Consider the following 12,356-nt stretch of genomic DNA (forward strand, 5'->3'; position numbering starts at 1 on the left):
CAACTTTCGCATAAAAATACCCTAGTCATGTGAGACTAGGGTGCAAGGAAGAAGCCACCCTTTCCGGTCTCACAGGACTGAATTAAAAGGTTGTTATTATGAAGCAATCTGCTTAGATTGTTTTATTTGTTTCGTTTCCGGTAGTAGTAGATTTAACAGTACACCTACAATTGCTGCTAGTGCCATTCCTTCTACTTGGAACGATTCTCCTACATGAAGTACCGCTCCACCAATACCGATTACTAGTATTACTGATGCAATCATTAAGTTTCGTTTGTCACTTAGGTCTGTTTTATCATCTACCATCATGCGTAATCCGCTTGATGCGATTACACCGAATAGTAAGATTGATACTCCCGCCCATAACCGGTGTTGGTATGGAGTGAATTAGCGCGGAAATCTTACCGATAAAACCAAACATGATTGCGAATACTGCTGATCCGATGAATAAGTATACGCTGTAAGCTCTCGTAATTGCTAGCACACCGATATTTTCACCATACGTTGTATTCGGTGGTCCACCTATTAGTGATGCAATCAATGTTGCTATTCCATCACCGAAGATTGAGCGATGTAAACCTGGTTTTTCAATTAAATCTCTTTTAATAACATTTCCAAGTACAATTTGATGTCCGATATGTTCTGAAATTGTTACTAATGCAACTGGTACCATCAAGAGTACAATCTTCCACGAAAACTCCGGAGTATATGTTACAAATGGTACTGTGAAATCTGGTACAACAAACCATTTTGCCTCAGCTACCGGCTTTAAGTTTACTAGCCCTTGGAAGTAAGCAAAGATATATCCGCCGATAATGCCCAGTAACACTGGTATGATACTGAAAAATCCTCTTCCGAATATAGAGCAGATAATTGTAATTGCTAATGTTACTAATGCTACTGAAAAGTGTGTAAAGCTATATTTGCCATCCGCACCGTTCATCGCCATGTTAACTGCTGTATGTGCTAAAGCTAGACCGATTACCATTACGACTGGACCAACTACGATTGGCGGAAGTAATTTCATAATCCACTCTGATCCTGACTTCTTAATTCCGAGTGAGATTAAGATGTACACAAGTCCTGCAAACAAACCACCGAGCATTGCTGCTCCAGGTCCACCTGCTGTTTTCGCTGTTATAATCGGTGCGATAAAGGCGAATGATGATCCTAGATAGGCAGGTACTTGACCTTTCGTTATAAGAAGAAACGCTAGCGTTCCTAATCCACTTGATATTAATGCTACTGACGGATTCAATCCTGTTAAAAACGGAACAAGCACTGTTGATCCAAACATCGCGAACAAATGTTGTATACTTAAAAATAACCATTTTCCCGGTTTCGGTACTTCATTAACGTCTAACACTGGCTTTTGTTCCATTGTTACATCCTCCTTCAGTTTAAGTCTTTGCAATAAAAAAACTCTTTGTGCCTGTGCACAAAGAGTCCTACACTTTCGTATGCCAAATTTGACATATGAAAGCCAAGACCCTTTGGCAGCCTCACAGGACTACATTTAAAAGGGCTTTACTTATCGTATATGCTTACTCGATCTTGTTGATCTGTCTCTTGCAAATCAACTTCGATACGCTCTTCACTTGATGTTGGAATATTCTTTCCTACATAATCAGCGCGAATTGGTAGTTCACGATGACCTCTATCAACAAGAACCGCCAGTTGGATTTGTGATGGTCTACCTAAATCCATAAGAGCATCCATTGCCGCTCGAACTGTTCTTCCTGTATATAATACATCATCCACAAGGATAACTTTTTTCTTCGTAATATCTACAGGAATATCAGAACCTTTTACAAGTGGTTCTTCATTTTTCGATTGTAGTGTTAGATCATCACGATATAACGTAATATCTAGTTCTCCAACTTCCATTTCTTTTCCTTCAATTTGACCAATTCGTTCTGCCAAACGTTGTGCAATAAAAATTCCACGAGTTTTAATTCCGACAAGAACACAATTATCGACACCTTTATTTCGTTCCACGATTTCATGACTAATTCGTGTTAAAGCGCGGCGAATCATTTGGTCATCTAAAACGACAGCTTTCTCTTGCATGCTCTACACCTCCAAGCTTTTTTCTTGCGTGAGAGTAATGGTATAAAAAAAGTCCTCTCAGCGTGTGCGAGAGGACTTTTGAAAAAAGGGTACAGCATACCCTATGTATTTCAAACCGTTACCTTCTCAACCTCACGGGGCTGTGTTAAAGGATCATTATTTAACTGTTGTCAGTATCTCAGTTTTCTTATGATTTGTCAATACTATTTCCGTAAAATATTTAATGCGTCTTCAAACACTTCTGGAATCGGTGCCTCAAACTGAATATATTCACCAGTACGAGGATGGTCAAACCCTAAAATACCTGCGTGAAGTGCTTGTCCATTCATGTCTAATGTTTTCTTCGGACCATACTTCGGATCTCCTGCAAGTGGATAGCCAATGTATTTCATATGAACACGAATTTGGTGCGTACGTCCCGTTTCTAAGCGACATTCTACAAGTGTAAAATCTTTAAAGCGTTCTAACACCTGGAAGTGTGTAACAGCATTCTTACCATTTTCATCAACTGTCATGCTTTGACGTTCTTTCTTATCGCGACCAATTGGCGCATCGATCGTTCCTTTATCATGCGGAATCACACCGTGTACAATCGCTTTGTAACGTCTTGTTACTGTTTTTGCTACAAGTTGATTTACAAGTGACTCATGCGCCACATCATTTTTAGCAACCATTAATAGTCCAGATGTATCTTTATCAATACGATGCACAATACCAGGACGCATTACACCGTTAATACCTGACAGGTCTGTACAATGGTGCATAAGTCCGTTTACAAGCGTACCGCTTGTATGCCCTGGAGCTGGATGTACAACCATACCACGTGGCTTATTTACAACGAGTACATCTGCATCTTCATAATAAATTTCTAAGCCCATATCTTCTGCTTGGATATCTAACTCTTCTGGATCAGGAATCGTTACTGTAATTTCATCGTTTTCTTTAACTTTATAATTCACTTTTACCGATTTTCCATTAACTGTAACGATATCATCTTTAATCCATTGTTGTACTTGTGAACGTGACCATTCACTGTTTATTTCTGCAACGAATTTATCAATTCGCTCACTTTTTTGTTCTTCTGCAACTGTTACTTGTACTACTTCACTCATTCAATTACTCCTTCGTTTTCTTGCCTTCTAATAATGTTTGAATAATAATTAATACAACACCAATACATAATGCTGAATCAGCTATATTGAATACTGGATAGTTGTACGAGAAAATATACACGTGAATGAAATCCACTACTTCTTGTCTAAATACACGATCAATGAAATTACCAATTGCTCCGCCTAATATTAGACCTAATGAAATCCCTAGAAGTTTGTCTGTTTTCGCATATTTTTGCATATAAATTACGATAAATACTACAAAAACGACTGTAATAATGTAGAAAAACCACATTTTATTTTCTAAAATCCCCCAGGCAGCTCCTCTATTTCGATGTGATGTTATGTATAATACATTATCGATAATCGGAATGCTCGTACCCAATTCCATGTTCTTTACAATTAGCCATTTCGATATTTGATCGATGGCAATGACAAATAACGCTATTACATAATATATCATTTTCATTTCCCCCACAAAGACAGTGTACCTCAAAATTTTAGCATAGCTGTAACCTTTTCACAATGAACCTTTATAGAAGAATAAAATAAATTAAAAAAAGGTAACATAATATCGTTGTGCGCATTCATACATTTACTTTTTCATAGAAAAATTCATGAATAGTACGGGCAGTCGGCATCGTCTTCATTTGTTTTACCGAAATTGCTCTCCCCGTTTCTTCACAAATACCATACATATCTATTTCCATTTTAAATAATGCACGTTCTACATCTTTTAAGTCCTCTTTTATATCATGTAATAGGAGTTTTTTCTTTATCTCTTCCTTAATTTCATATCCAAGCTCTTCGCTAAACTCTGTATCATATTTGTGCATGACCTCTTTAGCTAGCCTCTCTTGTAACTCTTTTCGCATCAATTGCAATTCTTCTTTGATTTCCATATACATTTCATTCACGTGTACATTCCTCCCAGCTGCAATGTACGATTAGTGTGTCCGAAATTTCTATGCTTACCTCACACACATTTTTCCTTCATAGGAAAGAGAGTGAAAGTTATTTTAATATACCATCAATAAAAAAACTGACTGTACTTACGCACAGTCAGTTTTTTTATTATTTTACATAGTTTTCTTTAACAACTGTTGCACAACGCTCACATAATGTTTCATGTTCAGCGTCTTTACCAATTGTTTCTGAAACTACCCAACAACGTTCACATGTTTCACCAGTTGCTTGAGCAACAACAACCGCTGTATGCTCATACTTCGGCGCATCTGCTGGCGCTTCTTCCATCATACCACCAAGTTTATACTCAGAAACGATGAATAATTGCTTTAAGTCTTCGCTAATAGACTCTAACATAGTTTTCATTTCTACAGTCGGATATAGCGTAATACTTGCATTTAATGACTTACCGATTACTTTCTCATTACGAGCTACTTCTAACGCTTTTAATACGTCATCACGCAGCGTCATAAATGCATCCCATTTTGTTTTTAATGCTTCCGCACCATCTAATTGTACAGCTTCTGGCATATTAGTTAATTGTACACTTTCTTCTGTTACACCCGGAATGTATGGCCATACTTCATCAACTGTATGCGGTAAGATTGGTGTTACAAGTTTCGTCAATGCAACAAGAACATCATATAATACAGTTTGAATTGCACGACGATCTTCATGGTTTGCACCTTCAATGTATAAAATGTCTTTTGCAAAGTCTAAGTAGAATGAACTTAAATCAATTGTACAGAAGTTATGAATTGCATGATACACAGCAGCGAAGTCGTATGTTTCATATGCTTCTTTTACTTTTGTAATTAAGTCATTTAATTTCACTAACATGTAACGATCTACTTCACGAAGTTCAGCTACAGCTACTGTATTTTCACTTGGCTTAAAGTCATCTAAGTTTCCTAATAAGAAACGGAATGTGTTACGGATTTTACGATACACTTCTGCTACTTGTTTTAAAATATCATCTGAAATACGTACATCAGATTGATAGTCAACAGAAGATACCCATAAGCGTAAAATATCTCCACCTAATTGATCCATAATTTTCTTCGGTACGACGATGTTTCCAATCGACTTACTCATTTTACGTCCTTCACCATCTAATACGAAACCATGGCTTAGTACGCCTTTATATGGAGCTTTACCTGTTACAGCAACTGCTGTTGATAATGAAGAGTTAAACCAACCACGATACTGGTCAGATCCTTCTAAATATAAATCAGCTGGACGTTGTAAGTCTTCGCGCTCTTCTAATACTGCTTGGTGAGAAGAACCTGAATCGAACCATACATCCATGATGTCTGTTTCTTTACGGAATTCACCATTTGGGCTACCTGTATGTGTAAATCCTTCTGGTAATAGATCTTTCGCTTCACGCTCAAACCATACGTTAGAACCGTGCTCACGGAATAAATCTGCTACATGGTTAATTGTTTCATCTGTAATAATTGGATCACCATTCTCTGCATAGAATACAGGGATTGGCACACCCCATGCACGCTGACGAGAAATACACCAGTCACCACGGTCACGAACCATATTATGAAGACGAGTTTCTCCCCATGCTGGTACCCATTTTGTTTCCGCAACAGCTTCTAATAATTCTTTACGGAACGCTTCAATAGATGCAAACCACTGTGCTGTCGCACGGAAAATAATTGGTTTTTTCGTTCTCCAATCATGCGGGTATGAATGCGTAATGAATGTTAGTTTCAGTAACGCGCCTACTTCTTCTAATTTTTCTGTAATTGGCTTGTTAGCTTTATCATAGAATAAGCCTTCAAATCCAGGTGCTTCATTTGTTAATACACCTTTATCATCAACTGGGCAAAGTACTTCTAATCCATACTTTTTACCAACAACGAAGTCATCTTCCCCGTGTCCTGGTGCTGTATGAACACAACCTGTACCTGCATCTGTTGTTACGTGATCTCCTAGCATAACTAATGAATCACGATCGTAGAATGGATGTTTTGCAACTGTATACTCAAGTTCGCTACCTTTTACCGTTTTCACAACTTCAGCATTTTCCCACTCTAACGTTTTTGCAACTGTCTCAAATAGTTCAGAAGCAATAATATATTTTTCATCATTTACTTTTACAATAGCGTATTCAAGTTCTGGGTGAACAGAAATACCTAAGTTTGCAGGTAATGTCCAAGGTGTTGTTGTCCAGATAATGAATTTCTCATCACCTTCTAATACGTTCTTTCCGTCTTTTACAGGGAATGCTACGTAAATAGATGCTGATTTTTTATCTTGGTATTCAATTTCAGCTTCTGCTAAAGCTGATTCACTCGTTGGAGACCAGTAAACTGGTTTCTGTCCTTTATAAATATAACCTTTTTTCGCCATATCACCGAACACTTTAATTTGTTGCGCTTCATAAGCCGGCTCTAAAGTAATATATGGGTTATCCCAATCTGCACGTACACCTAAACGCTTAAATTGTTCACGTTGACGTTCTACTTGTTCATATGCATACTCTGCACATAACTTACGGAACTCAGCAACTGTCATTTCTTTACGCTTTACACCTTTATTTGTTAAAGCTTGCTCAATTGGTAAACCGTGTGTATCCCAACCCGGTACATATGGTGCGCAGTAACCTGTCATTGACTTATAACGAACAATAAAGTCTTTTAGCACTTTATTTAATGCATGTCCCATATGAATGTCACCATTCGCATATGGAGGTCCATCATGCAGTACAAATAAAGGACGACCTTTCGTATGTTCTTGTACCTTTTCATAAATATTCATTTCAGCCCACTGTTCTTGCATTGCAGGCTCACGTTTTGGTAAATTCCCACGCATTGGGAACTCTGTTTTTGGCATTAGTAATGTATTTTTGTACTCCATGCTCAATTCCTCCTTACATGTATAAAAGAAACACTTAAAAAACGGAATAAAAAAGAGACCTTCTCATCCCAAAAAGGGACGAGAAAGTCTCCCGCGGTACCACCCTAGTAGATCCTATACGTATGTATACAATCCTCTTTATATTCTTAACGCGAATATACGCCTACGCTTACTCTATTTGTTCAGCGTGGAACTCCAGGGTGATATTCCCATTATCTCCTTATCCTGAGCTTACACCATCCTCAGTTCGCTATATAAGGTATGAAAAAGGTACTTATCCCTATCTTCGTTTTTCTTAATAAATATGTTGTTTAAAATTATATGTAATAATGAGAAAAACGTCAAGCTTACACTGTTTCTTCTTTTTTCAACAGTTCATCTACTTCGTCTTCTAACTCAATTAGTTTATCCCAATCATCGTTGTTTAACATTTCAAGCTGTGTTTCTAATAACATACGGAAACGAGTGCGGAATACTTTCGCTTGTTTCTTTAGCTCTTCAATATCAAAGGCAACTTTTCTTGATTTTACTAACGCTTCGTTAATAATACGGTCTGCATTCTTTTCAGCTTCACGTACGATTAATTTTGCTTCTTTTTGTGCATTACGTTTTACTTCTTCCGCTGCTTCTTGTGCAACGATGATAGATTTGTTTAACGTATCTTCAATATTAGAGAAATGATCTAACTTCCCTTCTAATTGCGCAACTTTTTCTTCTAAAGCTTTTTTCTCACGAATGACTAATTCATAATCTTTGATAATTTGATCAAGAAACTCATTTACTTGATCTTCATCATAGCCACGGAATCCGCGACCAAATTCTTTGTTATGAATATCTAATGGTGTTAACGGCACAACGCCACCTCCAAGTAGTTATCTAAATTTCCTATTTCAATTATATCTTTTCTTCGACAAAATAGGAGGATTTCCTTCTAAAAAACCAATCATTTTAGTATACCATACAAAATTCTCCATTTGTCGCGCTTTGTTCTACCTTCTACAGAAAACAATTTACTTCGTCCATATCCTCTCACTGAAAAAACATCTCCTGGATAACATTCATAAGAAGTTTGCTCCACTGTTTTCCAATTAACTTTTACTAAACCATTTTTTATGAAAGGTTGTACTTTTTGTCTGGATATATGTAACATTTCAGCTAACATAACATCTAAACGAAGTGAAGAAACCGTTCCAGATTTCTCTCCCCACGTTTCTTGCATCTGTAGAATTTTTTCTCCTTGCACTGGTGATAAGGAGACTTTCACTTTCCCTATAGATTGTAAGTTCATCTCAATATAAGATACAACTTCTTTCGCGACTACAATTTGGGCACGATCTTCTTGAAGCAAAATATCACCACATTTTTCTCTCGTTAAACCAAGAGACATAAATGTACCTAATATTTGCCTATGTTCTAGCGTATAAAACTTGGAAGGATAGTCAATTTCCAATACTTCTACTTGAAATTCCTCTTCATTCACTACTAGATAGTCCGGATAAATGAGTGCTCTCTTACGCTCTGCATGAGGCGTTGCACCATCAAACTGTACAGCAACATCCCCTTGTCCTATTACCATAGTGACAATTCGTTGTTGTCTTGGATCAAGGAAGTCTGTTAACTTCACTTGATGGTACTCCGCTGCTCGCTTCCACTCTAACACCTTATCCACAAAGACCTCTTCATCGGGTCTGAAATGTTCATAGATGCTCATGTATTTAACCTCTTACTATAAGAAATAGTTGAATATACTTATTAAACCATTCGTAGCAAGCTTTAACGTGAAAATCGCAACGAGTGGAGAGATATCAATCATACCAAGCGGCGGAATAAATCTGCGAAATGGTTCTAAATACGGTTCACAAATACGCGCAAGAATTTCTCCAAAAGTTGATTCCTTTGCACCAGGGAACCATGATAGAAGAATGTAAATAATAAGTGCCCACGAGTAGATCTTGATAGCAGTAATTAAAACGTTTAAAACTGTTACCATGGCGTATTACCACCTCTTTATATTTGTGTCTTCTTCTTCACCGAATAACTCTGAAATTGCACCAACAATATCTACATTTTCAGGGGTACACATAAATGTTTTCGGTCCTATTTTTTGAATGTCCCCGCCTATAGCGTATACAGTACCACTTAAAAAGTCAACGATACGTACAGCTTGATCAGTAGACATTCGTTGTAAATTAATCACAACAGCTCGTCTACCTTTTAAATGGTCCGAAATCCCTTGTGCTTCCGAATATGTACGTGGTTCTAATAAAACAACTTTTGAAGATTGCTTTGCCGTTTCAATGCTCACAACATTTTGTTTCGGTTGCGCTTTTGGAAACGCAACATCTTGTTGTTCTGGCGGATCTTGCTGCTTCTTCATGTCTGTTTGCTCCTTTTCATAACTATATTGAGCTGCTTCTTTTTCTTCCGGTGTATCAAAAAAGAAGTATTTTACTTTTGACCAACTCATAATAAGATTCTCCTTCCTTTTACGCTTTTCCTACTAAAATCGTCCCCAAACGAATATATGTAGCACCTTCTTCAATTGCAATCGTGTAATCATTAGACATTCCCATTGATAATTCTTTACATGGCGCATGTAATAATTCTAGCTCCTGCACCTCTGTTTGTAGCATACACAACTCCTTAAAACAGCGTCTGATTTCTTCCTCTTCTTCTGTAAACGGAGCCATTGTCATTAGTCCCACCACTTCAATCTTATCCAATTCTTGCAAACTTTGAATAAAAGAAACGGTTTCTTCTATTGCCAATCCTTGCTTTGATTCTTCAGATGATGTTTTCACTTGAATAAAACATTTCACTTTCTTATCAGCACGTTTTTGAATTTCTTTTGCAAGTGAAAGACGATCTAACGAATGTAAATAATCAATTTCATTAATGATTTCTTTTACTTTTCTCGTTTGTAATGATCCAATAAAATGCCAATTCACTTTTGAACCGAAATGTTCGTACTTCTGTAAGAAACTTTCATTTCTATTTTCACCTAAATCGATAATTCCAGCTTCAATTACTTCGTTTGTTTTTTCAATTCCTACCGTTTTTGTAACCGCAACGAGTTTAATATCTTGCAACGAACGTCCCGCTCGTACGCAAGATTGCTTAATTGCTTCATTTACAATTGTTAAATTTTTTTGTACTGTCACTTGCTTTCTTCCTCCTTAAAACCTATGAAACTCAACATTCTTCCTGTCTTACCTTGATCACGACGATGAGAGAAAAATAGTTGTTCTTCACAGCTTGTACAAAGAGATGACATTACAATATTCTCTTCTTTTATGCCTGATTGTACACATAATATACGATTAATTTCTTTTAAATTAATTGCGTACTGCCCATCAGAAATTTTTTTATAAGGGACAGAGCCGTTTACTACTTGCTCTGCTGCTGTTAACACTCGATCATCAACAACGTAACAACAAGATCCAATTGCTGGTCCAATTGCAACATGAATTTCATCACTTGAAATCCCTTCTGCATTCCATTTTTGAATCATTTCCTTTGCAATCTCTTTTACAGTCCCTTTCCATCCAGCATGCGCAAGTCCTATCATACCATGTGATGGTGCATAAAAATAGAGTGGAACACAATCGGCGTAACATGATGTTAGAAGAACATCATTATTAGTCGTATAAATGCCATCTGTTTTTGAAATGCCGTCTTCATATGAATGGACGCCACTTCCTTTTTCCTGTTGTCCTACTTTTTCAACATGATGATCATGAACTTGTTCAGAGCAAATCCAGTTTTCTAATGGTTTTTGTAACTTATTTGCTAAAATGCGTCTGTTTTCATGAACGTTCTCCACGATATCATTCACATGTAATCCTAAATTCATCGCATGAAAGGAGCCCGTACTTACCCCACCATCTTTTGTCGTAAATCCAGCAGTAATGTTTCCAAGTTCTTTCCACGCTTGTAAATACAGTATACCGTCCACATATTTAAATGGTTGTCTCATAAAGTGACTCCTTTTAATTAAAATAACATAAAAAAGCATGGTACTTCCTGTCTATTTTACCATACTTTTATTTTTTCATAATCCCAACAGAAAAAAAAGAGGAATTTGTAATATTCTTTATGAAATTGTCGGTGTTTGTATTGATTCTGTTACAGAATTAACAGGATTTACTCTAACAAGTATGACATCTTCCCCAATTTTCATAATTTCCTCCCAAGGAATTACAATTTCTACATCCTTCCCAAAGATCCCTAACATACGTGCCTGTTTGGAAATAATAATAGACCCGATCTTCCCTGTGTTCATATCAATTTCAATATCTCCAATATTCCCAAGCCTTTTTCCATCTGAAACATTTATTATCTCTTTCATCTGCAACTCCGAAATTCTTATCATTTTCATCCTCTCCCTTATATATGACGAATTGAAAAAACACTGTTTCTCAAATTAACAGGAAGCACCCTCTACTAATCCCATATTATTTTCATTATATGAACACAGCTTCCCTACTATGAGCGAAGACAAACTATATTACATATAAAAAGGTTTCACCATAAATGGTGAAACCTTATCCTTGAATCGTCTTATTCATTTGTTTAATAGCTGATTTCTCTAAACGTGACACTTGTGCTTGAGAAATCCCAATTTCTTCTGCAACTTCCATTTGTGTCTTTCCTTGAAAGAAACGTTTTCGAATAATCATTTTCTCACGATCATTTAAACGCTTCATCCCTTCTTTCAGTGCTAACTCTTCAACCCACTGCTCGTCCTTTTGTTTTTCATCACTTAACTGATCCATAACAAAGATAGGATCTCCCCCATCGTTATAAATCGGTTCAAATAATGAAACTGGATCTTGAATCGCATCTAATGCAAAAACAATTTCTTCATGAGTCACTTCAAGCACTTTTGCAATATCCATTGCTGTTGGTTCTTTTGAATTTTCTGCAATCAATTTCTCTCTTACTTGTAACGCTTTATACGCAATATCTCGTAATGATCGAGATACGCGAATCGGATTATTATCACGCAAATATCTGCGTATTTCCCCAATAATCATCGGCACAGCATACGTTGAAAATTTTACATTTTGGCCTAAATCAAAGTTATCAATGGATTTCATAAGTCCGATGCAACCAACTTGAAATAAATCGTCAACATATTCTCCTCTGTTATTAAATCTTTGGATGACGCTCAGTACAAGACGTAAGTTTCCATTCACTAATTTCTCTCTTGCGCTTATCTCTCCACTTTGCATTTCACGAAATAATTTACGCATTTCATCATTTTTTAGTACGGGAAGTTTAGCTGTATCAACACCGCAAATTTCTACTTTGTTTCTCGTCAAAGTGTTCCCT

At 36.7% G+C, this 12,356-nt stretch carries 13 protein-coding genes, 1 pseudogene and 1 other annotated feature; all 14 genes and pseudogenes read right to left on the reverse strand.

Going from position 1 to position 12,356, the window contains the following annotated elements; all coding sequences use genetic code 11:
- Window positions 1-96: 96 nt before the first annotated feature.
- The 14 genes and pseudogenes from uraA to sigG all read right to left on the reverse strand — a co-directional run bounded on the left by uraA (window position 97) and on the right by sigG (window position 12,346).
- Window positions 97-1,381: pseudogene (uraA, locus tag QCI41_RS09800) on the reverse strand (uracil permease).
- Between the two features lie 146 nt (window positions 1,382-1,527).
- A complete protein-coding gene (gene pyrR, locus QCI41_RS09805) occupies window positions 1,528-2,070 on the reverse strand; it encodes a bifunctional pyrimidine operon transcriptional regulator/uracil phosphoribosyltransferase (protein WP_001156490.1) in 543 nt (180 codons plus the stop codon).
- Between the two features lie 203 nt (window positions 2,071-2,273).
- Window positions 2,274-3,182 (reverse strand): RluA family pseudouridine synthase, encoded by a 909-nt coding sequence (locus QCI41_RS09810; protein ID WP_098199917.1) that lies wholly within the window; start codon window positions 3,180-3,182, stop codon window positions 2,274-2,276.
- Between the two features lie 4 nt (window positions 3,183-3,186).
- Complete coding sequence (lspA, locus tag QCI41_RS09815; RefSeq protein ID WP_000642186.1) at window positions 3,187-3,645, reverse strand: lipoprotein signal peptidase LspA; 459 nt, start codon at window positions 3,643-3,645, stop codon at window positions 3,187-3,189.
- Window positions 3,646-3,769: 124 nt separating this feature from the next.
- Window positions 3,770-4,099 (reverse strand): TraR/DksA C4-type zinc finger protein, encoded by a 330-nt coding sequence (locus QCI41_RS09820; RefSeq protein ID WP_001004658.1) that lies wholly within the window; start codon window positions 4,097-4,099, stop codon window positions 3,770-3,772.
- A 157-nt stretch (window positions 4,100-4,256) separates the two neighbouring features.
- Window positions 4,257-7,022 (reverse strand): isoleucine--tRNA ligase, encoded by a 2,766-nt coding sequence (ileS2, locus tag QCI41_RS09825; RefSeq protein ID WP_353837550.1) that lies wholly within the window; start codon window positions 7,020-7,022, stop codon window positions 4,257-4,259.
- Between the two features lie 71 nt (window positions 7,023-7,093).
- Window positions 7,094-7,318, reverse strand: a binding site (T-box leader).
- Between the two features lie 51 nt (window positions 7,319-7,369).
- A complete protein-coding gene (divIVA, locus tag QCI41_RS09830) occupies window positions 7,370-7,876 on the reverse strand; it encodes a septum site-determining protein DivIVA (RefSeq protein ID WP_001131609.1) in 507 nt (168 codons plus the stop codon).
- An 89-nt stretch (window positions 7,877-7,965) separates the two neighbouring features.
- The gene (locus QCI41_RS09835; protein ID WP_353837549.1) at window positions 7,966-8,733 is read right to left on the reverse strand and encodes a YlmH family RNA-binding protein; all 768 of its coding nucleotides are present in this window, start codon (window positions 8,731-8,733) and stop codon (window positions 7,966-7,968) included.
- A 15-nt stretch (window positions 8,734-8,748) separates the two neighbouring features.
- Window positions 8,749-9,012: a YggT family protein gene (locus tag QCI41_RS09840; protein WP_353837548.1), complete on the reverse strand. Its 264-nt coding sequence runs from the start codon at window positions 9,010-9,012 to the stop codon at window positions 8,749-8,751.
- Between the two features lie 6 nt (window positions 9,013-9,018).
- A complete protein-coding gene (locus QCI41_RS09845) occupies window positions 9,019-9,489 on the reverse strand; it encodes a cell division protein SepF (RefSeq protein ID WP_000119131.1) in 471 nt (156 codons plus the stop codon).
- A gap of 19 nt (window positions 9,490-9,508) precedes the next feature.
- Window positions 9,509-10,183: a YggS family pyridoxal phosphate-dependent enzyme gene (locus QCI41_RS09850; protein WP_353837547.1), complete on the reverse strand. Its 675-nt coding sequence runs from the start codon at window positions 10,181-10,183 to the stop codon at window positions 9,509-9,511.
- Entirely contained in the window at window positions 10,180-10,998 is an 819-nt protein-coding gene (pgeF, locus tag QCI41_RS09855) for a peptidoglycan editing factor PgeF (protein WP_353837546.1), read from the reverse strand. Before pgeF ends, QCI41_RS09850 begins: the two co-directional genes overlap by 4 nt.
- Before the next feature lie 117 nt (window positions 10,999-11,115).
- Window positions 11,116-11,394 carry a YlmC/YmxH family sporulation protein gene (locus tag QCI41_RS09860; protein WP_000619414.1) on the reverse strand — a complete coding sequence of 93 codons (279 nt, stop codon included), beginning with the start codon at window positions 11,392-11,394 and terminating at the stop codon, window positions 11,116-11,118.
- A 172-nt stretch (window positions 11,395-11,566) separates the two neighbouring features.
- Complete coding sequence (gene sigG, locus QCI41_RS09865; RefSeq protein WP_000197753.1) at window positions 11,567-12,346, reverse strand: RNA polymerase sporulation sigma factor SigG; 780 nt, start codon at window positions 12,344-12,346, stop codon at window positions 11,567-11,569.
- Between the last annotated feature and the right edge of the window lie 10 nt (window positions 12,347-12,356).

This window comes from Bacillus cereus group sp. MG4 (assembly GCF_040460055.1).
GTDB classification, from domain to species: domain Bacteria; phylum Bacillota; class Bacilli; order Bacillales; family Bacillaceae_G; genus Bacillus_A; species Bacillus_A wiedmannii.

Coding starts and splice junctions, on each gene's coding strand:
- pyrR (WP_001156490.1), bottom strand. CDS start 2,070: ATGCAAGAGAAAGCTGTCGTTTTAGATGACCAAATGATTCGCCGCGCT.
- QCI41_RS09860 (WP_000619414.1), bottom strand. CDS start 11,394: ATGATAAGAATTTCGGAGTTGCAGATGAAAGAGATAATAAATGTTTCA.
- pgeF (WP_353837546.1), bottom strand. CDS start 10,998: ATGAGACAACCATTTAAATATGTGGACGGTATACTGTATTTACAAGCG.
- ileS2 (WP_353837550.1), bottom strand. CDS start 7,022: ATGGAGTACAAAAATACATTACTAATGCCAAAAACAGAGTTCCCAATG.
- lspA (WP_000642186.1), bottom strand. CDS start 3,645: ATGATATATTATGTAATAGCGTTATTTGTCATTGCCATCGATCAAATA.
- QCI41_RS09840 (WP_353837548.1), bottom strand. CDS start 9,012: ATGGTAACAGTTTTAAACGTTTTAATTACTGCTATCAAGATCTACTCG.
- QCI41_RS09845 (WP_000119131.1), bottom strand. CDS start 9,489: ATGAGTTGGTCAAAAGTAAAATACTTCTTTTTTGATACACCGGAAGAA.
- QCI41_RS09810 (WP_098199917.1), bottom strand. CDS start 3,182: ATGAGTGAAGTAGTACAAGTAACAGTTGCAGAAGAACAAAAAAGTGAG.
- QCI41_RS09835 (WP_353837549.1), bottom strand. CDS start 8,733: ATGAGCATCTATGAACATTTCAGACCCGATGAAGAGGTCTTTGTGGAT.